This is a genomic window from Bradyrhizobium guangdongense (assembly GCF_004114975.1).
Classification (GTDB): Bacteria; Pseudomonadota; Alphaproteobacteria; order Rhizobiales; family Xanthobacteraceae; genus Bradyrhizobium; species Bradyrhizobium guangdongense.
Window position 1 is genome coordinate 2,475,879 of record NZ_CP030051.1, and the last position, 22,246, is coordinate 2,498,124.

A 22,246-nucleotide genomic window follows, 5' to 3' on the forward strand; every position below is an offset into this window, starting at 1 on the left:
CCTTGAGCCGAGGGTCCGCAATGAGCAGCAAGAGCGACATCGAAGATCAATCCGCCCGAACGACGCGCCGTCGCTTCCTGCAAGGCGGGGCCGTGGCAAGCGGCGTTGTCCTGGGGGCCGGTGTTTCGGCCGCCGCAGAGACGGACAACCTTCCGCCCCACGTCCCAGATTGGATGAAGACACCCGGCGATCCCATGGGAAGCCAACCTTATGGAGCGCCATCGCCGTTCGAGAAGGGTGTGATCAAGAACATCTCGAAGAACCTGAAGCAGTACATTTCGGCCTCCGGCCGCACGCCGCTGCAGGAGCTTGACGGCATTATCACGCCGAACGGGCTGTTCTACGAGCGGCATCACGGCGGCGTTCCGACCATCGATCCGGTGCAGCATCGCTTGATGCTTCACGGGCTCGTCGAACGGCCGCTGATCTTCACCATGGACGATCTCAGGCGCTTCCCATCGGAGTCTCGCATCCACTTCCTCGAATGCTCGGGAAATCCTGGTTACACCAAACCCTACGGCAAGACGGCTTCGGATCTCGTCGGCCTCCTGAGCTGCGCCGAATGGACGGGCGTCAGCCTGAAGCTGGTGCTCGAGGAGGCCGGGCTGAAGCCGGAGGCCAAATGGGTAATCGCCGAAGGCGCGGACGCGGCCGCTTTGACCCGCAGCATCCCGATCGAGAAGTGTCTTGAGGACGCCATGCTGGTCTACAGCCAGAATGGCGAGCGGCTTCGCCCGCAGCAGGGCTATCCGTTGCGGCTGCTGCTGCCGGGATTTGAAGGCAATATGAATGTGAAATGGCTGCGCCGGCTGCACGTGGCCGCCGAGCCGGTCTATTCGCGCGAGGAGACCTCGAAATACACCGACCTGCTGCCTGATGGCACGGCGCGCGAGTTTTCTTTCTACATGGAAGCGAAGTCTATCATCACGCGCCCCTCCGGCGGCCAGCGTCTGAGCGCACCGGGCTTCCACGAAATCACCGGCATCGCCTGGAGCGGCCACGGCAAGATCAAACGCGTCGAAATATCCCTCGATGACGGCCAGAGCTGGCAGGATGCACGACTGCAGGAGCCGGTGCTGACGCGCGCCCTCACGCGCTTCCGCCTGCCCTGGCAGTGGGACGGCAAGCCCGTGGTGATCCAGAGCCGCGCGATCGATGAGACCGGCTATGTGCAACCGACGCTCGCCGAACTGCTCGCGGTCCGCGGCGAGAACTTCTTCTACCACAACAACGCGATCTGGCCCTGGCGCATCGCGGCCGACGGAGACGTGACCAATGCGCTGGCGTGAGACCTGGATCGTCGTTGTTGCCGTCATTCTGTGTGGCTCGGTCAGCGGAGCGCAGGCGGAAGGTCCATATGGCATCGGCCGGCCGGCAACCGCGGCTGAGATCGCAGGCTGGAACATCGACATTGGGCGCGACGGTCGCAATCTTCCCGGGGGACGCGGATCAGTCAGCCACGGACGCGAGGTGTTTGCGCAGCAATGTGCGTCATGTCATGGCGACAAGGGCGAAGGTGGGGTCGGTGATCGCCTCGTCGGGGGGCAAGGCACGATCGCGACGGCGAAGCCAATCCGCACGGTCGGCAGCTATTGGCCCTATGCGCCGACATTGTTCGACTACATCCGCCGCGCCATGCCGCAGAATGCCCCGCAGTCGTTGAGCGACGAGGACGTCTATGCGGTGTCGGCCTTTATCCTCAATCTCAATGGCGTGGTGGGACCCGATGCGACGCTCGATGCGGACTCGCTTGCAGCCATCAAAATGCCCAATCGTGACGGGTTCGTGGGCGATGCCCGCCCGGACGTGAAGTGATGACGGCGGAGTTCCGAGCTTTGGTTTGGAACTTGCTGGCCGCTTCAGGGGAACCGGGTGGGGAGAACGGAATTAACCTGCGATAGGAAATAAGCGGACCCTTCGATGACCGATGAACGTTTCGCAGATTCCATGTCTACGGCGCTCCGTCACCCCGGCGTCATTGCTTTGATCGTGGCGGCAGTGACGATTGCGGCGATGCTGATCGTCGACCACGGCCCCTGGAGCCGGGCCAAGACCCAACCCGCGCACGTCGCGATGTACGCGACCACGGGTGAAGCGGCACGTGCGGCCGGAGCCATCGTGCTCCCAACCGAACCGAAGTCGCCGATCGAACCCGCGCGGCCGAAGACGTCGCCAGCCGTCAACCCCGTGACGCCTTAGGGTTTCTCAGCTCTTGCGGCCGTAATTCAAGAGTCCGCCGCTCGTTTTCGGCGGATGGGCGCGAAGGGCTTCCTCGTTCGGCTCGGTGCCCCAGCCGGGACGGTCCGGTATGATCAGATGACCGTTCACGATCTCCGGCTCATGCGTGAAGAGCTCGCGGTCCCAGGCGAGACGATCGATGTCGATCTCCATGATGCGCAGGTTCGGCACAGCCGCGCAGAAATGCGCGTTCATCATCGAGCAGAGATGACCGTAGAAGTTGTGCGGCGCGACGTTGACCTCGAAGGCTTCGGCGGCCGAGGCAATCTTCATCGATTGCCACAGGCCATTCCAGGGCGTGTCGATGATCGCCACGTCCATCGCCTGTTCGTGGAAATAGGGCAGGAATTCGCGCAAGCCCAACAGCGTCTCGCACGAGGAGATCGGATGCGGACTTTGCCTGCGGATGTAGCCGAGGGCCTGCGGATTGAAGCTGTCGATCTCGATCCAGAACATGTCGAGATCGGCGATCTCCCGCAGGATCTTCAAATAGCCTTCGGTCTTGGCGTTGAAATTGCAGTCGAGCAGGATGTCGACGTCGGGGCCTGCGCCGTCGCGGATTGCTTCCAGATGCATGCGCAGGTCACGCAGGATCTTGCGGTCAACGTTGATCTCGGGCGCAAAGGGCGAGCCGAAGCCGGGCCGCCAGCCGGTCGGCTTGCCTTCGTCGTAGGAGAAGATGTTGGTCTTGAGCGCGGTGAATTTCTTCTCGCGCACCTCCTGGCCCATCGCCTTGACGCCGTCGAGGTTTTCGATGGCCGGCTTGTACCAGGACGGATGATTGATCCGCCACGTCGCACAATGCGACCAGTAGACCCTGATCCGGTCGCGGATCTTGCCGCCGAGAAGCTCGTAGCAGGGGACGGCGAGGCATTTGGCCTTGGCATCGAGCAATGCATTCTCGATCGCCCCGAGCGCCTGGGCCACCACACCGCCGGCCGCGGGGCGGGTCGCTGCGAACAATTCGGCATGGATGCGCTCGTGCTGAAAGACGTTCTGGCCGATGACGCGCCCCGAGAGCCGCTGGATCGCAGCACCGACGCCGGGTGAGCCAAAGCCCTCGTCAAACTCACTCCAGCCAACGACGCCGTCTTCCGTCGTCACCTTGACGAAATGGTAATTCCTCCAGCCGGCGTCGCAGGCGAGGATCTCCAGACTTGTTGCTTTTGATGATTTTGTCATGTCGCTCCCTGTCGCGCCGTGCGGCGTCTTCTTGATTTGTGTCCCGGTCGCAAGCCTGGGCCCAGCCACAATTGGTAAGCTAACGACCGAGTGCCGTGAAGTCCGCAAACGCTTGACCAGCCATCGAATTTTGACTGTGCCGGCGGAAGCTCCGTAGAAGTCCGGAGGTCGTGATGTTTCTTGGGATCGTCCCGAAATTGCGCCAAGCCCTGACGCTTTTGGCCACAATCGGAATCGACCTTCCGCGCATGAAATTCATGGCGATGATTTCGATCCTGGCGCTGCTCACGATGGGTGGGGCCGCCATTTCCGATCAGATTCTGACGGCCGATCAGCACGTCGCGCACGGGGTGGAGTAGCGCGGCGGGCGAGGGCGCTTTGTCCTTGGGGGAAGACGACGATGCTTTCACTGGATCAGTTCTTGCGATTCATCAGCGTGCCGGCCGTGTTCGCAGCCTTCATCATCGCCTCGCAAATCTCGGCGGCGCTGTCGCCGGTTTAGCCAATCACCGACGAGCCGAGCATCGCGAGCACGGCCAGCGCCATCAGCCCGGTGCCGAGCCAGCCGAGCACGATCAGCCATTGGCGGGCCCTGAAGCGGCCCATGATGGCGCGGCTCGAGACGATCAACATCATCATCGCCATGATCGGAACTGCCACGACGCCGTTGAGCACCGCGCTCCACACCAGCATGTGGATGGAATCGATCCCGGTGAAGCCGAGCCCGAAGCCGATGATGGTTGCGGCGGCGATGATGGTGTAGAAGCCGACCGCCTTCTCGGGCCGTGCCTCCAGCGTGGCGCGCCAGCCGAAGATCTCGGCGACGCCGTAAGCCGCCGAGCCCGCCAGCACCGGGATCGCCAGAAGGCCCGTACCGATGATGCCGAGCGCGAACAGCGCGAAGGTGAAGTCGCCGGCGAGCGGCCGCAGCGCCTCGGCCGCCTGCGTCGCCGAATTGATGTTGGTGACGCCGTTGGCGTTCAGCACCGAGGCCGTGGTCAGGATGATGAAGAACGCGATGCCGTTCGACAGCAGCATGCCGGAGATCGTGTCGACCCTGATGCGCGTGAGCTCGGGATCTCCGCCGCGCCTGGTTTCCTCGCGCAGCGGCTTGTCGCGCGTGCCGAGATTCATCTCCTCGACCTCCTGAGAAGCCTGCCAGAAGAACAGGTACGGGCTGATGGTGGTGCCGAGCACGGCGACGACCATCATGAGATAGTCGGCGCTGATGTCCGCTTTCGGCCACACGGCGGCCAGCAGCGCGGTGCTCCAGGGAATCTTCACGGTGAAGGCGGTCGCGACATAGGCGAACAGCGCCAGGGTGAGGAATTTCAGCCCCGGCGCGTAGCGGCGATAGGGCAGAAACACCTGCAGCAGGGTCGAACCGGCGGCGAAGATCAGCGCGTGCTCGTGGTTGAGCCCGCCGATGACGAGCGAGAGCGATTCCGCCATCGCGGCGATGTCGGCGGCGATGTTGAAGGTGTTCGCCATCACGAGCAGCGCCACCAGCCCGAGCACCAGCCATCGCGGCGCGAGCTCCATCACATTCGCGGCCAACCCCTTGCCGGTGACGCGGCCGATCTGTGCGCTGACGAGCTGGATCGCGATCATGAACGGCGTGGTCAGGAACACCGTCCAGAGCAGTCCATAGCCGAATTGCGCGCCGGCCTGGGAATAGGTGGCGATGCCCGAGGGATCGTCGTCGGCCGCACCGGTGATCAGGCCCGGCCCGAGCCGCTGCAGCAGCGTCGGTGCGGACTTGGTCGGCGCAGCGACGGTGGCGCGCTTGGAGGCTTCAGGTTTGGACCGGTTCGACAGGGCTCACCTTCCGGAAATTGCGAATTCGAGGTTTAAGCGCGAACCTGCCAGGAAAGTTCCCTCGGGCTCGGCCGGCGACCCGCCTCCGCATGCCGCTGCGGGCCGTTGCGGCGCTTCTTGCATCGCTTCGAGACGGGCGCGTAACTCTGCCGCTTGCGGTGAGGCACGACGCTGTCGCGGCCTACACGTTAAAATTTATGGAGCGCTGATGCGGCATGGCATCACGCCCACCCAGGTCAATCCGCTCGCGCCCGATCAAGCCGCTGCATTGACCCGCGACGGTTATCTCCTGCTCCGCGGTGCCGTGCCGGCGGCTTGGCGCGATGCGCTGCGGGCCGCCTTCGACGCCGGTGTAGGCACCGTCGACCAATGGTCGGCGCCCCGCGGAAGCGGCTGGCGGCATGCGCTGGTCGATCTCGATCCAACGGTCCAGCGAACCTGCCGCCTGCCGCTCCTGCTTGCGGCGGGAGCGCACATCCTGGCCTGTCCGGTCTTTCTGGCTCAGGTCGAGGGACGCGAGCCGCTCCCGGGCGGCGGCCATCAGCCTCTGCACCGCGACGGTGCAGGCACCAAAGCCATCGCTGCCCTGGTCTTCCTCGATGCCTACGGGCCTGACAACGGCGCCACGCGCCTCGTTCCAGGCCATCTCGACCGTGGTGAGCCTGATGAGGCTTCAGCGCTGATCATGGCGGGCGAGGCAGGGGACATCCTGGTGATCGACGCTGACTTGCCGCACGGTGCGACTCTGAACCGTTCCGGGCGCGGCGGCGTTCATTGCTGCCGAGCTTCGTGCAGGAGCGTCATCGGCCGACCCAGGATGCGTGCCGCGCCATCCGCGATGTGCGGATGGATACCTCGGAGCTGTTTGTCCCGCTCGGAACGGCGCGGGCAGGCTGGACGTTCTTCTCTCCTACAGGAGGACGCCGTGAAGGATCATCTGACCAAGCGCGAACAGCCGGACCGCAGCAAAATCAACATGAACGAGGCGCTTGAGGTCAAGTATTGGACTCACGCGCTCGGTGTCTCCAGGCAGGAGCTGCAAAAGGCCGTCGACAAGGTCGGCAATTCCGCAGCCGCGGTCCGCAAAGAGCTGGCCCTATGAGGGGAGGAACGTTGAGCTCGCCGAACGGTTTTCCCAACAGGAGGAAACACCGATGAAAGCAGCGACCCTGACCCTGGCGATCCTGCTCGCAATCCCGGCCGGCTCTGCCTCGGCCCACGCGAGCCGCCATGCCCGCCATCACGGCTGGTCCAGCGCGATGAACATGATGCACGGCCCGGGACGGACCGCGGCCCGCACCGACCCGAACGGCACAGCTGGTGGACCGACCAGTCCCAGCGGCACCGGACCGTCGAAATTCGGCGGGCAGATTCCCGGAGCGAGCGGCGCGGCCCGCCAGTAGGCCTCGACGCGCAACGGACCCGGCGCTGGTCGCGGCCGTTGGGCGGCGTCCTACTTGACGCTGACGAACATGCCCCAGGCCGCGGCCAGCGCCGCGCCGGTGAAGACGATCGCCGGGCTGTCGCAGAAGCGCCCGCCGTAGCTGCACACGTCCGCGCCGAACGAGCCGAGCTCGCGATGGCCCGCCGAATAGAACAGTCCCGAAAGCCCAAGCAGTGCGGCGGCGACGTAGTACATTGGCTCCCTCATCGTGAGAACGCGACATGTACCAGCATGGGGCGGACAGATTTCATTCCGCCGAATTCGCTCGGATGCATTCGATTAAAGTTTGAAAGGACCGGCCACGATCCAGTTCGCGCTGATCCGGAGGAGACGTTGGCGCGGATGGCTAGCCGACGCGGCTGCGTGGTCGGGGCCGTAGAGCGTCAGCAAGCTGTTCAACAGCGGACGTACCGCGGAGAGTACGCGGCGGCAGCTTATGACCCTGGCTGTGTGAAAACGGCGGGCGGCTGCTATGATTCTCCTGTGATTCTTTTGGGGGAATCGATGAGGCGCTTCGTTGAAGAGGCGGATCGTGGGCAGCGGACGCTGTTGCCCGAATGCCTCGATGACTTCATTGAAGAGAGTAACCCAGTTCGCGTGATCGACGTATTTGTCGATGCGCTCAGTTTGGCTGAGATGGGCTTTGAGGGTGCTGAGCCGGCGGCCACCGGTCGGCCGTCGTACCATCCCTCGGTTCTCCTTAAGCTTTACATTTACGGCTATCTGAACCGAGTGCAGTCGAGCCGGCGGCTGGAACGAGAGGCCGGGCGCAATGTCGAGGTGATGTGGCTGCTGGGTCGGCTCGCTCCCGATCACAAGACGATTGCCGACTTCCGCAAGGACAACGGCCTGGCGTTGCGCAAGGTATGTGCGCGCTTTGTCGAGCTCTGCCGCGGGATGGGTCTTCTCATGACGTCCAGCGTCGCCATCGACGGAAGCAAGTTCAAGGTCGTGACAACCGGGACAGAAACTTCGCGCGCGCGAAGGTGGAGCGGCGGCGCGCTCAGTTGGAGGAGAGCGTCGCGCGCTATCTGAGCCAACTTGACACGGCAGACCGACAGGAGCCGAGCGAGGCGCTGTCGGCGAAGGTGACGAGGCTTACCGAGAAGCTGACGAAGCTGAAGGAGGAGATGGGCAAGCTTGCCGCCTACGAGAAGCAGATGCTTGCTTCGCCCGATCAGCAAATCTCCCTGACCGATCCGGACAGCCGTTCGATGGCAACCAGTGGCCGCGGATCCGGCGTTGTCGGCTACAATGTCCAAGTCGCCGTCGATACCGACCATGACCTGATCATTGCGCATGAGGTGACGAACAGCGGCTCAGATCGGGCACAACTTGCTAATATGGCCATGCAGGCGAAGGCCGTTCTGAAGACTGAGACGCTCGAGGCCGTTGCCGATCGCGGCTACTTCAGCAGCCCGGAGATCCTCGCCTGCCACGAGGCCGGCATCACGGTAACTCTGCCCAAGCCGATGACTTCGGGCGCCAAGTCGGACGGACGCTTCGGTAAGCAGGACTTCGTCTATTTGCCTGAGGAAGACGCCTATCGTTGTCCGGCCGGGGAGCGATTGCCGTATCGCTATACAAACGAAGAAGCCGACAAGATGCTGCGGCGCTACTGGACCAACGCCTGTAAGAACTGTTCGATCAAACCCCAGTGCACGTCCGGGTCAGAGCGCCGGATTACGCGATGGGAGCACGAGGATCTACTCGACGCCGTGCAGCAGCGGCTCGATGCGAACCCGCTCGCTATGCGCCTTCGTCGCGAGACTGTCGAGGGGAGCGACGCACTTCCTGACCAAGACTCTGCCAAGGGTAGCCGCTGAGATGGCCCTCTCGGTTTTGGCCTATAACCTAACCCGAGTAATGAATATCCTCGGGATTAGGCCGCCGATCGCCGCGGTCGCGGCCTAAGGCCGGCCCAGTCTTGGCTTCAGGCTAACGACCCTGTTAGGACGTATTACACGACCAAGACCCCAAGCAGACATCGGCGCCAAGCTGTTTGTGGTGCCGTAGCGGGTGCATCTGGGCTATGAGATGGTAGTCTGGGAACTACTGATCAGGGGGCATGAATGAGGCGACGGGAGTTCATCGTAAGCCTGAGCGCGCTTGCTACCATTGGTCGATCGAGAGCTCAGGACCAAGTTCGCCATGTTGGGGTACTGGTCGCGAGCCCGAGAACCGAGAAGGCGCTTGAAGCGGCTCTTGAGCAACGTGGGTGGACCTTGGGCCGAAACCTTCAGATCGAGGCACGAATAACCGGGGGCGACACTGATCGAACTCGGCAGGGTGCCCGCGAATTAATCGAGTTGAAGCCTGACGTGCTGTTTGCGGAAACCAACACATCTATGGCGGCGTTGCACGCCGAAGGCACTACCATCCCGACCGTCTTCGTCATGGTCAGTGATCCCGTTGGAATGCATTACGTCGAAAGCCTGTCGAACCCCGGCCGCAACGTCACGGGTTTTACGCCATTTGAGCCGTCGTTGGGAGGAAAGTGGGTCTCTCTCCTAAAGGAGATAGCACCGAACATTGAACATATAGGCCTGGTCTACAATCCTGAGCCCGGAAACAACTCGGCGGCTTTCCGCAAGTCGATCGACCAAATTGCAGATAAGTCGGGCATCGCTTCAGTCGACACACCGACGGGCAACAGTGCGGACATTGAGCGGCTCATTCACTCCCTCAAGGACCGGCCGAATAGTGGACTAATCTTTCTGCCAGACGCTCTCACGACGATGCAAAGTGACCAGATTGTCGCGCTCGTTGCGCAATCTCGACTGCCTGCAATCTACCCGCTTCGCCTATTTTGCCTAGCGGGTGGCCTTATGTCTTATGGAGTGGACATCAACAAAATACATGTCGGAGGAGCGTCCTACGTTGACCGAATATTACGTGGCGTCGATCCCAGCAAGTTGCCAGTGCAAGCCCCAACGGAGCTTGAGCTTGTCGTGAACCAAAGAACAGCCAAGCAGCTCGGTTTGCAACTGCCAGCTACGCTTCTGGCTCGCGCCGACGAGGTGATTGAGTAGAGCGCTCCCGCTGCAGGGCATGAGTCCGCGTGGCCCATCGCTGCCGCATCCAGGGATCGAGGATATGTCGGCTGTCTGGAGTGGACCGGACGTGACCTAGACCGGCCAAACCGTCGCGAATGACCAAAGGCTGACTTGGCAGGCTAAGAGAGAGTGGAGGGAATCTTACGCAGTTGGATTGAGCAGGACCCATAGCCGCGCGATCCGGCTATCGACAATCTCGGCGACGTCGGTGCCGGTGACGGCGACCGGCCCGGTGCGCGGACCCGCCTGCCAGGATAGGCGGGCAAGTCCGTGATGACCGACGGCATGGCCAATCGGCACGAAGGCGAAGTCAGCGCCGAACTGCGCGAGCAGTTGCCCGGCGGCATCGACGATGGCGCTTTGCCCCCGCACCACGTTGGCCGATTCGAACATGACGGGGTCGGCACCGGACAGTTCGGCGACGGCCGCGGTGCGCCTCGCGGCATTGCGCTCATTGAAGACGCGCTCGAGATTGGAGCGCAGCAGACGATCGTAGTCCGGTTCACCGGTCGACATGATGTAGTCCTCGATGTGATGCGGGGGGCGTGCCGATGTGGTGGAGCTCCCGGCATATCGGCATTTTAAGACTTCCGTTCAGCCGGTGATCGCGGCCTGAAGATTTCCCAGCACGCCGAGCTGGGCCATCAGGATCGTGCCCGCCGTATAGCAGTGGAACGACTTCACCTTGCCATTCTCCAGATGGAAGACATCGCAGCACGGTGTATGTATCTCGTTGCCGGTGGCCGGGATGATGCCGGCGGAGAGGGCCAGCGGTCCCTTATGGGTACCGTTCAGTGACAGTTCGACGATGACGACGTCACCGGTGACATAGACCAATCCGAGTTCGCGATGCATGTCGGGGAAGGCATTGGCATAGATGTCGACGGTCTTGCCGATATCCGCACCGTAGTATTTCTGGCCGGCAGAGACATCCCAGAAATAACCATCCGGGGTGAACATCTCGGTGAAACCACGGGAGTCCTGAAGTTCGGCTACGTCGTAGAGCTTGCGGATGATGCGTTCGTTCTCGGTCATGATCTTCGTTTTCGGTGAGATTGCAGGAAGGGGAATGCGATCGGCAGCGAAGGCCGGGTTCAGATCTGGGCCTGGCCGCCATCGACGAAAAGTTCGATGCCGTTGACGAAGCTGGCATCGTCGGAAGCGAGGAAGACGGCAGCCTTGGCGATCTCCTCGGGCTCGCCGACGCGGCCCATCGGAATGCGCGAGGCGAGATAGTCCAGCAGACCCTGCTGCTGGGCAGCGTCGGGGCCGGCGAGTTCGACCAGGCCGGGCGTGCGGGTTGCGCCGGGGCTCAGCGTGTTGACGCGAATGCTGCGGCCCTTGAGGTCGAGGATCCAGTTCCGCGCGAACGAGCGCACCGCGGCCTTGGAGGCGGCATAGACGCTGAAGGCGGCGGTGCCTTCGATGCCGGCTGTGGAGCCGGTCAGGATGATCGAGGCGCCATCCTGGATCAGCGGCAGCGCCTTCTGCACGGTGAACAGCACGCCCTTCACATTACGATCGAAGATGTCGGCATATTGCTGCTCTGTGATCTGGCCGAGCGGCAGCATGGAGCCGCCGCCGGCATTGACGAACAGGACGTCGATGCGGCCGGCCTCGGCCTTCACCTTCTGAAACAGCAAATCGAGGTCCGGGAGCCTGGAGACGTCGGCTTGGACGCCGGTCGCGCTGCGGCCGATCTCGGCAACCGCAGCGTCAAGTTCCGCCCTGCGGCGGCCGGTGATCAAGACTTGGGCGCCTTCGGCGGCGAAGCGCTTGGCGGTAGCAAGGCCGATGCCGCTGCTGCCGCCGGTGACGACTGCGATCTTTCCGTTGAGCTTCTGGGACATGGTGGTCACTCCTGTTCGTCGATGAACAGAAGATGTCGCCGGCCGCGCTGTTCCGATATATCAATGATTGAAAGTCATTGTTGCAGGAATGGTAGTGTCGATGTCCCGACTTCCCGATCTCGAAGGCCTCGCTCTGTTGGCCAAGGTGGCCGAGGAACGCTCCTTTGTCGGCGCTGCCCGCTCGCTCAACCTTTCGGTAGCGACGGTGTCGCGCGCCATCACGCGTCTGGAGGCCCGCTTGGGCGCGCAGGTCTTCAACCGGACTTCGCGCAAGGTGGCGCTGACGGATTTCGGGCGTCGCCTGGCCGAGCGCGGCGCGCGCATGCTGCTGGAGGCCGAAGAGGCCGAAACGGCGGCGCGCGAATTGTCGAGCCGGCCGCGCGGCACAATCAATCTGGCGCTGCCGATGTCGTTCGGCTTGAGGGAGATCGCGCCGATCGTGCCGGAATTCCTGCGTCAGTATCCCGAGATCGCGCTCAACCTCCACCTGAGCGACGCCGCGGTCGATCTGATCGGCGAGGGTTACGATGCCGCGATCAGGATCGCGGCGCTGCCGGACTCATCGCTGCTGGCCCGCAAGCTCCGCGCGATGAGTCGCTTCATCGTCGCATCGCCGACCTACATCGCTCGATACGGGCGACCGCAATCGCCTTCCGAGCTCAATGTGCATCATTGCCTTGGCTATGCGTACCGCGCACGGACCGGCACCTGGCACTTCACCCATGAGAATGGGGAGCAAGTCTCGGTGACGCCTACCGGGCCGCTGTCGGTCACCAATATTGACGCGCTGTTGCCCACTCTGCTCGACGGAATTGGCATCGCCGAGCTGCCGTCATTCGTTGCTGATCCATACGTCATCGACGGACGTCTCGAAGTGCTGTTGCCGGAATGGCAATTGCCGGGCGGCGGCCTCTACTTCATCACACCTTCATCGCGTGTGCGGCCGGCGCGCATCGACGTCCTCAGCGATTTTCTCGCGGCACACTTGTCCCGTCGCGCGTAGGCACCGCGCGCGCCGGCTTGAGCGACCGCTTGTGGCCCATCGCTGCCGCATCGCTCGGCCGAGAATATGTCGGCTGCCACAGGTAGACCGGACCTAACTCAAATCAGGCCAAAACAACGCGATTAACCCGTTGCAGACGTCTTTAGCTAGTGGCGCTTTCGTATCCCAAGGCGCTACTTCAGCCCTCCGCCCTGCGGATTCTGCTGACTTTTCGGATTCTAAATTAGCCGCGGAAGAGGGGGCCTGGCACGGCTGCTAAGCAAGTTCTGCCGACGCGCGCTGCATGTTTGCTGACATGTCCGCGGTGACGATGCTCTGCTCTTCGACTGCGGCGGCTGTCGAGGCGATAAACTCGTTAACACCGGCGATGGCAGCCTTGATCGCCGTAAGGGAGCTCGCGACCTCGCCGGAGATGACGTTGAGCGCGCCAATCTCGGAAGATATCGTGTCCGTCGCTTGCTTGGCTTGGTTCGCGAGATTCTTCACCTCAGAAGCTACAACCGCGAATCCGCGCCCGGCCTCGCCCGCGCGCGCGGACTCGATCGTGGCGTTGAGCGCGAGAAGGTTGATCTGGCTGGTTATGCCGGAGATCATCTCCACAATGCCGCTCATGGCCTCCGCGGCTGCGGTCAGCTTCTGGGCCTGCCCATCGGCGGATTCTACCCGGTTGGTCGCGACCTTGGACGTCTCCCGGGACTTTGCCATCGTCTCGGAGATCTCACGGATCGATGCGCTCATCTCTTCGCTGCCGGCCGCGACCGCCTCGATTAGTCCGCGTGCATTGTCCGCCTTTTTACGGCCGATGACTTGCGCGGTGACGTCGGTGGCGTACTTCACAACCTTGTAAGGCTTGCCATTGAGATCGAAGATCGGGTTGTAGGACGCCTGGATCCAGATCTCGCGACCGCCCTTGGCGATGCGCTTGTATTCGGCAGCCTGGAATTCACCGCGGTTGAGAGTTTCCCAGAACTGACGATAGCCCGGCGTGTTCTTCTCGCTCGGCTCGACGAACATGGAATGGTGCTGGCCTCGGATCTCTGCCAGCGAATAACCCATCGCTCGTAGAAAATTCTCGTTGGCGGTGCGGATCGTGCCGTCCATGTTGAACTCGATTACCGCCTGCGACTTCTGGATGGCGGTGAGCTGGCCGTCACTGTCGGCCGCCTTCATCTTCTGCGTGGTGACGTCAGTTGCGAATTTTACCACCTTGAACGGCTTGCCGTTCTCGTCGAGGATCGGATTGTAGGTCGCAAGGATCCAGATCTCCTTGCCGCCCTTGCCCAGCCGCTTGTATTCGGCGGCTTCGAACTCGCCGCGGTTCAGCTTGGCCCAAAACGCGGCATAGGCCGCACTCGCGCGGTCCTCGGGCGTTACGAACAGGCTGTGATGCTTGCCCTTGATCTCGTCGAGCGAGTAGCCCATCGCATTCAGGAAGTTCTCGTTGGCGCTGATGATGGTGCCGTCCATCTGGAATTCGATCACGGCCTGGGCGCGGTTCACCGCGGCGATCTTGCCGGCATCCTCCATAGTCTTGATCTTGTACGCCGTGATGTCGGTGGCGAACTTGATAAAGCTGACCACCTTTCCGTTCTCATCGCGCAAGGGCGCGTAGGAGGCGTGAATCCAGAGTTCCTTGCCTCCCTTTCCGAAACGCTTGTATTGCGTGGTCTGGAACTCCCCGCGGTTCAGGCTGGCCCAGAAGTCGCGATAGCGGACGCTGTCGCGCTCGGCCGGGCTGACGAAGATGCTGTGGTGCTTGCCCTTGATCTCTTCAAGCGTGTAGCCGCTCATCTTGAGCAAATTTTCATTGGCATCGAGGATGGTGCCGTCGAGGTCGAATTCGATCACGGCCTGCGACTGATCCAGCGCCTCGACCTCCGCGATTGCGTGTCTGACTTTCTTGCTTTGAAAATTGAACACTGCGGCTCCGCACGTGGGTTTGCAATTGCGAGGACAGTCGCTCCCCTGCCTAAAAAAATTGCACGTTCTTGTTGACCAATCGTAAACCCTGCAACACCCCAAGCTTGCCCAGGCTCACAACGTGGTATCTTCGCCGTTTGCAATTAAAGATATTTCCAGAGTGTATGCACGTTAGATTGCGTACGAGCCCGTATTTGTACGGGAGTATCCAAGCCGGTGCACAGACTGAAGAAGGAGATTATCGCTCCTCTACGCCCGAGGACCACAGCCGTGGTGCGGGGGAGCGTGACTAATCCTCTCTCGGTCTCAGTACACGTGTCTGAAAACCGCGCCTCTCAGCTGCCGCTTACGTCGCTCTGACATTGTGCTGATATTGCTGTTCAACTCCGTAGAAGCCACGGATGCCATAGGAGCTACGAGGGCTTAGAATCGTGCAGACGAATCGTGACTAGCACAGACAGTCCTAATGCCTGCTTTGACAGCGCTTCAAGGAGAGCTCGAAAGAGCACTCAAAGAGCTTCAGGACCTTCGCAGAGAGCTTGGCGATCGAATAGTCGTCAGCACCTCGGAGAGCGAACATTTCGGGATCGCGGCCGGCGCAGCCAGTCGGATGAAGGAAATCTGCAGCCGGATCGAGATGCTAACCATCCTTCTGATCGAGGCAAATGGCGGCATAAACTGAGCTTAGAGAGATCTGCACCTCTCTCCCGACACGGTTCCAGACCGGTGGTAAGGGAAGAGCAGCAGTAGGGAAGGGTTAGGGGTTATCATTGCCGCCAAAATCGGCGGCACGCTAGTACCTGCAGAAATCGCCAGAGCCAATGAGCTGCCGGATACCGACAGCATTAGCAATCATTCCTTGAGCAAAAGCGAGGGCTGCGCGGTATGTCGGCCACCCATTAAGCTGATGGAAAGCAAAGCATGATGACCATCATGCCTAAGTGACTACCATGCCTACGACAAGTGAGCGTTGGAATGCCGGGGTCTTCGTTTCAGCGGCAATTGCACAGGAACCCGCGGATGGTCGTCGGGACCTTCCTGGTGCTTATGATTGCCTGCGTGATCGGACTGGTGGCATGGAAAGCCTCATATGCCCGGGAAGCGGCCCTTAGGCAGTCAGCAGATAGCCAAAAGAACCTAACACGCTCGCTTGCCCAGCATGCAGCCAGCACATTCAAAGCACCAGACGTGGCGCTTGCTGGTATGGCCGACTTACTAAAGTACCAAAACCCTCAAAAAGTGCGTTTCGACGCCTACTTGCGGGAGATGACGCAGGCCATGCCACAACTCCGCTTTATCGCCGTATTCGACAGCGCTGGGAGCTGGCGCTATTCGTCAGTTGAGGAGCGACCCGAGTACAGTAACGCTGACCGTCCGTACTTCGCCTACCACCGCGACAACTCCGACACGAAGTTGCTCGTCAGTGGCCCTGTTACCTCCAGGCTCACAGGACTCCCAACCATAATTCTGTCTAGGCGCATTAGCACTCCCTCGGGGCAGTTTGCCGGGGTGATCGTGGCGGCCATCGACTGCCAGTTCTTCACTTCATTCTTCGGCTCATTCAACTTGGGTACCCAAGGCGGAATCAGCATCTTGAAGAGCGATGGCACTCTGTTGGCGCGCTGGCCGGCGGTTGAGAGTATCCGGACAATTGGCGATACGTCCCTCTTCCAACAACGAATAGGCGAAAGCGCCTCCGGATTCTACAGGATCACTTCGCCCTTCGATGGCCTGATCAAGTACGTTGCTTATGAGCAGACCCCAAACTACCCATTGGTCGTCACCGTGGCCCAGTCCGAGGGTGACGTTTTGGAGGGCTGGCGCACTGATCTCGCCTCTGACGCCCTGATTGCTGGGTTGCTCCTGGCGCTGGTCATTGGAGTTGCATGCCTGCTGAACGCCCAATTCCGTTTCGGCGCGCGTGTCGAACGCACCTTGCAAGAACGAGAGGCTCGTTTCCGGCTGCTCGCTGACAATATTGCCGACATCGTGATCGTTATGGATAAAAAGGGATATATCCGCTACGTGTCGCCTTCGGTGGTTACCGTGCTGGATACCTCTGAAGACGCCTTTCTGGGCAAATTGTGCCTCGATGTCGTCCACGAAGATGATCGCGACAGAGTGATTAACGCGAGTAGGCAGTTGAAGGAAGCTGCAGCTTCTCCTTCCGTGCGCTTCCGAATGCGGCGCGCGTCAGGTTCTATCGCGTGGTTGGAGGCTCACTTCAGGATAGCAGAGCGTTTCTCTTCAGCCGATGCGGAGATTGTGGGCGTCCTCAGAGATGTCACGAAGCAGAAGGAGATGGAAGACGAATTGTCCAAGGCCAACTTGAAGTTGGCCCAGCTCGCAATGACGGACGGGCTAACCAAACTGGCAAACCGGCGTAGCTTCGATGCATTCTTGCGAGATGCCTACGCCGCGCATGATGTACTCTCGGTTCTTCTTATCGACATCGACCACTTCAAAGAATTTAACGACGGTTTGGGCCATCCAGCAGGTGATGCATGCCTGCAACAGGTTGCTGAAGTGATTGGCCGCGCAACGGCAAATACGGGAGGCTTCTCGGCGCGCTATGGTGGAGAGGAGTTCGCCGTCATCCTTCCCGGGGTCCCTGAGGAGAAAGCAGCGAGGGTCGCGGACGCCATTCGGCTGTTGGTTCAGCGTCTGAAGATCCGTCACCCTCGATCACCAGCTTCTCGCGTGGCTGTTAGTGTCGGCGTGGCACAAAAGAACCATGCCACATCCGATGAATTCACTTTGATCCGCGACGCTGACATCGCTCTTTACCATGCCAAGAAGCGAGGCAGGAACTGTACGGTGGTCAGTTCGACAACCACCAATCGCGTTGCCGACGCGCCGGACCTTGCACCGTCTCTGGGCAGTCTGCACAGGATGAGAGAGTGATACCGAACAAGCGAGGAGCACGGCGAGTCCCATTCGCCCGTCCCTTCACCGCCAACATCATGGCGATTGATGGCACTTGGCGGCGCGGCTGCACTGTCAAAGACGTATCTGATACGGGGGCGAGGCTCATTGTTGACGCCTCAGATCACGGTTTGCCTCTTAAAGAGTTCTTTCTTGTGCTTTCCGCGACCGGACTGGCGTACCGGCGATGTGAGGTGGCCTGGGTGAACGGTGCAGAAGTCGGCGTGACGTTTCTGAAACAGGCCAACCTAAGACTCAATCGAGCTTCGGTTCCACACTAGTGTACCTGCCAATCGAACGCCCGATTAGCGAACCAGGCATTTGTCTTGCTCCGCAAACGAACGAGTTCGGCTTCAGCTAACGCAAGCTCGATCGAGCTCTGTTGCTCCGGGTTGCGAACACGCAGCTTATGTCGCCTTCTGGCCCGAAGCCCTCTGTGAGGGCAGGGCACGTCTGCTCTGCCCCCGAAGTCAGACGTCGACTTGTTCTGCTATCGCGAGCGCATCGTCTACCTCGATGCCAAGATATCGAACGGTGCTCTCGATGTTCGTATGCCCCAAAAGAAGCTGTACGGCTCGCAGGTTGCCGGTTCGGCGGTAGATCAAGGTCGCCTTAGTCCGTCGAAGGGAATGCGTTCCGAACAGATGAGGGTCTAATCCGATGTCGGAGAGCCAGCGGGATAGGAGGCGGGCATACTGGCGGGTCGTCATATGTCCACCCAATCGCCGGCCTGTGAACAGGTATTCTCCTGGCTTCTTGCAGCTGATACGCAGGTAATCGTCGATTGCCTGCCGGGTTGATTCCGTCAGCTCAAATTTTACCGGCCGACCGGCCTTCTTTTGTCGGACGGTGGCGCGGTCGGCCGAATATCCGCCCGGCGCAAGATCATCAACTTTCAAGGCTACAACGTCGCAGCCGCGCAGCTTGCTATCGATGGCGACGTTGAAAATTGCCAAATCGCGGGTTCGGCCTTCGACCTGGAGCTTTGTTCGGATTGACCAGACGTGCTTGGGACGGAGCGGCGGCTTTGCGCCCATGATCTTGCCCTTGTTCCAAGGAGCGTGTTTCGAGACGACAGGGATGGTTGGGACGTTGGTCATAATTGACCTCCTCAGCTATAGTGAGGCTGGTCATTTTCAGCCCGCACGCCTTCCAAACCCGCGTCCGGTTTGAGACGATTGGAGACGTACTTGGGTCCAATTTGAGCGAAGCGAGGCCCGCCTTTGACCCCAAGCCGACATCAGTGGAGTGAAGCCGTCACTGTCAATCGGCTTGCAAATTTGACCCCTCATCGGCGTCCAATTTTGACCCCTTTGTGCGGCGGGGTTTGCTGGTAGCGCTCGTCTCGTCGGAGCTGGCCGGGATAGCGGAGGCGAGACGAGCGCGGGTGGCGTGATCGTCGTCTCTGCTTTTGAACCGCCAGCTATCGTTGCCGGTCTCGACGATGTCGCAGTGATGGGTCAACCGATCGAGCAGCGCGGTGGTCATCTTGGCGTCGCCGAAGACGCTCGGCCATTCGCCGAAGGCGAGATTGGTGGTTACGATGACGGAGGCGCGTTCGTAGAGGCGGCTGACGAGGTGGAAGAGAAGCTGGCCGCCAGACTGGGCGAAGGGCAAATAGCCGAGTTCATCCAGCACGATGAAGTCCATCCGGGTCAGATGCTCGGCGAGCCGTCCTTGCCGTCCGTTGCGGGTCTCGGTCTCGAGGCGATTGACGAGGTCGACGACGTTGAAGAAGCGGCCGCGGGCGCCGGATCGGATGCAGCTTCTGGCGATGGCAATAGCCAGGTGGGTTTTGCCTGTGCCGGTGCCGCCGACCAGCACGACGTTGCGTTGTTGGGCGATGAAGCCGCCGCCAGCGAGATCATTGACGAGAGTTTGATTGATCGGCGTGCCATCGAACTGGAAGTCGGCGATGTCCTTTGCAAGCGGCAGCTTGGCAATGGTGAGCTGGTATTTGATCGAGCGGGCCTGCTTCTCGTTGATCTCGGCGTTGAGCAGGTCGCCGACAATGCGCTGGGGTTCGTGCTGTCGCTTGACGGCAGTTGCCATGATCTCGTCGAAGGCAGCCTTCATGCCGTAGAGCTTGAGTTCGCCCATGAGGTCGAAGATTTGGGTTCGTTCCATCAGATGGTCCTCCGGAGGTTATCGTAGCGGGCACAATCGGCGATCGGTGCATGACGGAGCGTCAGTGCGGCCGGCGTCATGATGTTGGCCGGTGGGGCGGGTTCACGTTGACGGGCCAGGATATTGAGCACGACATCGGCGGAATGGACGCCATGACCGAGCGCTTCGGCACAGGCCGCTTCCACCGCGGGCAGACCGTCAGTCAGCACCGCGTTGAGGATGTCGACCATCTGCCGATTGCCATCGTCGGTGCTGGCAAGCTTGCGCCGGATCCGCTCGATCGCGGCCGGCAGCACCCAGTCTTTGAAGGGAGCACCGTTGCGCAAGGCGCCGGGTTTGCGGGCGAGTACCGGCACATAATGCCAGGGATCGTAGACGGTATCGCCGCGGCCAAAGGATCGCGGGTGCTCGGCAACGATGCGTCCATCCTGACGGATCACGATGCGATCGGCATAGGCTTGAACTTCGACCGGTCGTCCGACTGCGCTGGCTGCGACCGAGTACTTGTTGTTGTCGAAGCGCACCAGGCAAGTCTTCGAGACCGATGCCGTCACCGCGTGGAAGCCGTCGAAGCGGCCGGCATAGGGAACAAGCTTGGGGCGTTCGGCTTCGAACACGTCCCAGATTGTCTGATCGACCAGCTCTGGATGGCGATGAGCCTTGGCGTAGGCGATGCATTTGTCCAGCAGCCAGGCGTTTAACTCGTCGAGGTTTTTGAACCGCAGCCGCGGCGTGAAGAAGCGTTCCCTGACCAGCCCGACCTGGTTCTCGACCTGCCCCTTCTCCCAGCCCGACGCTGGCGTGCAGGCGACCGGATCGACCAGATAGTGGCTGCACATCTGCAGGAAGCGGCGATTGTAGAGACGCCCTTTACCGACGAAGATCGTCTCTACAGCGGTCTTCATGTTGTCGTAGATGCCGCGGGTGCAGGTGCCTTTGAACAGGGCGAACGCCCGGTCGTGGGCGTCAAACACCATCTCCTGCGTCTCCCGCGGATAGGCCCGCACGAACAGCATGCGACTGTGACAGAGCCGAACATGGGCGGCCTTCACCATCACCGTGGTGCCGCTCAGCAGGACGACCTCGTGGCTCCAGTCGAACTGATAGGCTTCGCCTGGGGCAAAACTCAGCGGGACATAAGCGGCTGCGGTCGATTGCCCGCGTTCCTTGCTCCAGCGCCTGGCGTAACGCCGCACCGCATCGTAACCGCCGTCGTAGCCGCGGCCGCGCAGCTCCTCGAAGATCCGGATCAACGTCAGCTGTTCACGAGCCGATTTAGCCGCGTTCGCCGCCAGCAAACCTTCAAGCTCTACTGCCCATCGTCCCAGCTTTGGTCGCGGCTGCACCTGCCGCTCGTACTCGAAGGAGGTCTCTCCCGACCTCAGCACCTTCCGAACCGTGTTCCGCGAGACCTTCAGATCGCGGGCGATCTCCTTGATCGTCTTGCCCTTGATGAAGTGCTCGCGCCGAATCCGCGCAATCGTCTCCACGATCAGCATCCCCGACCACCTGCTTCATTCCAAAGCAGGCAGCGCAACAGACCAACCTGTAGGGGGTCAATTTTGGACGCCGATCCCCCGGCTTAGGGGGGCAATATTGCAGGCCGAATGACAGCCGTCACCACCAAAGATTGCTGCGGGAATGTCAGCTTGCCACCCGCGAGCATGGACTGATCTAGGCGGGATGCGGCGTAATCGGCAAGCGACTTGATCATCCGCTCACGCTCAGTCGCACCTTTTTCTCTCAAGAGCGCAGCCATCGGAGTCGCAGTAAGTTGGAAGCGGACATAGTCCAGCATAGAGGGGAACGTGATCTGTTTTGTGACGGCGGCCACATCGACAACGTCAAAGCCTGCCTGTCTAGCCCAAGCGTCAACCTCTTGCTCATTGTAAGCGAGGTGCTCCGAACGTTTGGTTTTTGAGGCCTCTTCTCCGAGATGTTCGTCTAGTGCTTGGACAAAAGCGTGCGCCGCTGGCGTTTTCTCAATCGCGCTGTAGACGCTTAACCCCGCACGACCTCCGGGCTTGAGTACCCGGACCATTTCCCTGAGTGCCAGTGGCCGATCCGGGAAAAACTGTAATCCAAGTTGACAGAGCACGACATTAAAAGAGTTTGCATCGAAAGGCAGGTCTAGCGCGCTGCCTTCGATCCATTCGATATCGGAAGACTTTTCCCGTGCCACCGCGAGCATAGCTGTATTGAGGTCAATGCCAACTAACCGTCCGTCATGTCCGCGCTGCTTCTCTAGCCGCGCCACAACGCCGGTACCGCAGGCAACGTCTAGCACGCTTTCCCCTTCGCTCGGCGAGATGCGGTCGAGCGGATCATTGGCCCATACGGAATGATGGCTGGCACGAGATAGCGTTCATAAAGCTCCGGCGCGCTGGCATCCATTTGCCAATGTTCATGGGCCGACATGACCTTCCTCTAATCCTTTGATCAAAAATGGGAAAGAAAGCACTGCGTTGGCGACGACCACGCCGATGCTGGCTGACTTGCCCAACAACCGCAAGGGGGCAAACGACTGCTTTTGGCCCGTTGACCGAGTTGCTGGGCTCTCAGACGGTCAGCTTTTTGACCCTTCAGCGAGCTCGGCAGTCGTTCGCTTTCCCGCCGCTGTTAGGGGGGAGCGGACATCAGGCGGCCAGCTCGTTAATGAGTACACAGCCCTAAGCTAACGCTC

The 22,246-nt window shown here is 60.9% G+C and carries 21 protein-coding genes and 3 pseudogenes; 13 read left to right on the forward strand and 11 right to left on the reverse strand.

Translation table 11 applies throughout. The features are described from left to right. Positions 1-20: 20 nt before the first annotated feature. From soxC to X265_RS11815, 3 genes are all read left to right on the forward strand, one after another. Positions 21-1,289 carry a sulfite dehydrogenase gene (gene soxC, locus X265_RS11805; protein ID WP_128964976.1) on the forward strand — a complete coding sequence of 423 codons (1,269 nt, stop codon included), beginning with the start codon at positions 21-23 and terminating at the stop codon, positions 1,287-1,289. After that, positions 1,276-1,815, forward strand: coding sequence for a c-type cytochrome (locus X265_RS11810; RefSeq protein WP_128964977.1), 540 nt, complete (start codon positions 1,276-1,278; stop codon positions 1,813-1,815). The genes soxC and X265_RS11810 overlap by 14 nt, the downstream gene beginning before the upstream one ends. A 105-nt stretch (positions 1,816-1,920) precedes the next feature. Continuing rightward, positions 1,921-2,199, forward strand: coding sequence for a hypothetical protein (locus X265_RS11815; RefSeq protein WP_128964978.1), 279 nt, complete (start codon positions 1,921-1,923; stop codon positions 2,197-2,199). 6 nt (positions 2,200-2,205) lie between these two features. Here X265_RS11815 and X265_RS11820 read toward each other — a convergent pair whose 3' ends face one another. Beyond that, entirely contained in the window at positions 2,206-3,420 is a 1,215-nt protein-coding gene (locus X265_RS11820; protein WP_164938532.1) for a mandelate racemase/muconate lactonizing enzyme family protein, read from the reverse strand. 173 nt (positions 3,421-3,593) lie between these two features. Here X265_RS11820 and X265_RS11825 point away from each other — a divergent pair, with 173 nt between their 5' ends. Next, complete coding sequence (locus X265_RS11825) at positions 3,594-3,779, forward strand: hypothetical protein (protein WP_244659490.1); 186 nt, start codon at positions 3,594-3,596, stop codon at positions 3,777-3,779. A gap of 139 nt (positions 3,780-3,918) precedes the next feature. Here the strand turns inward: X265_RS11825 and X265_RS11830 are convergent, their stop codons facing one another. Next, a complete protein-coding gene (locus X265_RS11830; protein ID WP_128964981.1) occupies positions 3,919-5,166 on the reverse strand; it encodes an NRAMP family divalent metal transporter in 1,248 nt (415 codons plus the stop codon). 280 nt (positions 5,167-5,446) lie between these two features. On the opposite strand from X265_RS11830, the pseudogene X265_RS41305 reads away from it, so the two are divergent. From X265_RS41305 to X265_RS11845, 3 genes and pseudogenes are all read left to right on the forward strand, one after another. Next, positions 5,447-5,938 (forward strand): annotated as a pseudogene (locus X265_RS41305) (phytanoyl-CoA dioxygenase family protein); the annotation flags it as partial. A gap of 225 nt (positions 5,939-6,163) precedes the next feature. Continuing rightward, complete coding sequence (locus X265_RS11840) at positions 6,164-6,340, forward strand: DUF3606 domain-containing protein (protein WP_128964982.1); 177 nt, start codon at positions 6,164-6,166, stop codon at positions 6,338-6,340. 52 nt (positions 6,341-6,392) lie between these two features. Beyond that, complete coding sequence (locus tag X265_RS11845) at positions 6,393-6,641, forward strand: hypothetical protein (RefSeq protein ID WP_128964983.1); 249 nt, start codon at positions 6,393-6,395, stop codon at positions 6,639-6,641. 50 nt (positions 6,642-6,691) lie between these two features. Here X265_RS11845 and X265_RS11850 read toward each other — a convergent pair whose 3' ends face one another. Beyond that, positions 6,692-6,877, reverse strand: coding sequence for a hypothetical protein (locus X265_RS11850; protein WP_128964984.1), 186 nt, complete (start codon positions 6,875-6,877; stop codon positions 6,692-6,694). 309 nt (positions 6,878-7,186) lie between these two features. Between X265_RS11850 and X265_RS11855 the strand changes: the two are divergent. Beyond that, positions 7,187-8,596 (forward strand): annotated as a pseudogene (locus X265_RS11855) (IS1182 family transposase). Positions 8,597-8,754: 158 nt separating this feature from the next. Beyond that, positions 8,755-9,714, forward strand: coding sequence for an ABC transporter substrate-binding protein (locus X265_RS11860; RefSeq protein ID WP_128964985.1), 960 nt, complete (start codon positions 8,755-8,757; stop codon positions 9,712-9,714). A gap of 165 nt (positions 9,715-9,879) precedes the next feature. Here X265_RS11860 and X265_RS11865 read toward each other — a convergent pair whose 3' ends face one another. The 3 genes from X265_RS11865 to X265_RS11875 form a co-directional block, all read right to left on the reverse strand. Beyond that, entirely contained in the window at positions 9,880-10,254 is a 375-nt protein-coding gene (locus tag X265_RS11865; RefSeq protein ID WP_128964986.1) for a nuclear transport factor 2 family protein, read from the reverse strand. A gap of 78 nt (positions 10,255-10,332) precedes the next feature. Further along, a complete protein-coding gene (locus tag X265_RS11870) occupies positions 10,333-10,773 on the reverse strand; it encodes a nuclear transport factor 2 family protein (RefSeq protein WP_128964987.1) in 441 nt (146 codons plus the stop codon). Between the two features lie 59 nt (positions 10,774-10,832). Continuing rightward, positions 10,833-11,588, reverse strand: coding sequence for an SDR family NAD(P)-dependent oxidoreductase (locus X265_RS11875; protein WP_128964988.1), 756 nt, complete (start codon positions 11,586-11,588; stop codon positions 10,833-10,835). A gap of 100 nt (positions 11,589-11,688) precedes the next feature. Here X265_RS11875 and X265_RS11880 point away from each other — a divergent pair, with 100 nt between their 5' ends. Beyond that, entirely contained in the window at positions 11,689-12,591 is a 903-nt protein-coding gene (locus tag X265_RS11880) for a LysR family transcriptional regulator (protein WP_128964989.1), read from the forward strand. 255 nt (positions 12,592-12,846) lie between these two features. Here the strand turns inward: X265_RS11880 and X265_RS11885 are convergent, their stop codons facing one another. Then, on the reverse strand, positions 12,847-14,511 hold the full coding sequence (locus X265_RS11885; RefSeq protein ID WP_128964990.1) for a methyl-accepting chemotaxis protein: 1,665 nt from the start codon (positions 14,509-14,511) through the stop codon (positions 12,847-12,849). A gap of 466 nt (positions 14,512-14,977) precedes the next feature. Here X265_RS11885 and X265_RS11890 point away from each other — a divergent pair, with 466 nt between their 5' ends. The 3 genes from X265_RS11890 to X265_RS11900 all read left to right on the forward strand — a co-directional run bounded on the left by X265_RS11890 (position 14,978) and on the right by X265_RS11900 (position 17,717). Further along, positions 14,978-15,193, forward strand: a complete 216-nt coding sequence (locus tag X265_RS11890) for a hypothetical protein (RefSeq protein WP_128964991.1) — start codon at positions 14,978-14,980, stop codon at positions 15,191-15,193. A 338-nt stretch (positions 15,194-15,531) separates the two neighbouring features. Further along, positions 15,532-17,415, forward strand: coding sequence for a diguanylate cyclase (locus X265_RS11895; RefSeq protein ID WP_244659489.1), 1,884 nt, complete (start codon positions 15,532-15,534; stop codon positions 17,413-17,415). A 59-nt stretch (positions 17,416-17,474) separates the two neighbouring features. Continuing rightward, on the forward strand, positions 17,475-17,717 hold the full coding sequence (locus X265_RS11900; protein ID WP_244659492.1) for a PilZ domain-containing protein: 243 nt from the start codon (positions 17,475-17,477) through the stop codon (positions 17,715-17,717). Between the two features lie 189 nt (positions 17,718-17,906). On the opposite strand, the gene X265_RS11905 is transcribed toward X265_RS11900, so the two are convergent. The 4 genes and pseudogenes from X265_RS11905 to X265_RS11920 all read right to left on the reverse strand — a co-directional run bounded on the left by X265_RS11905 (position 17,907) and on the right by X265_RS11920 (position 21,850). After that, complete coding sequence (locus tag X265_RS11905; protein WP_128964993.1) at positions 17,907-18,536, reverse strand: tyrosine-type recombinase/integrase; 630 nt, start codon at positions 18,534-18,536, stop codon at positions 17,907-17,909. 163 nt (positions 18,537-18,699) lie between these two features. Beyond that, entirely contained in the window at positions 18,700-19,563 is an 864-nt protein-coding gene (gene istB, locus X265_RS11910; RefSeq protein WP_128963656.1) for an IS21-like element helper ATPase IstB, read from the reverse strand. A gap of 8 nt (positions 19,564-19,571) precedes the next feature. Continuing rightward, positions 19,572-21,062: pseudogene (gene istA / locus X265_RS11915) on the reverse strand (IS21 family transposase); the annotation flags it as partial. 83 nt (positions 21,063-21,145) lie between these two features. Beyond that, entirely contained in the window at positions 21,146-21,850 is a 705-nt protein-coding gene (locus tag X265_RS11920; RefSeq protein ID WP_244659512.1) for a methyltransferase domain-containing protein, read from the reverse strand. Positions 21,851-22,246 lie beyond the last annotated feature (396 nt).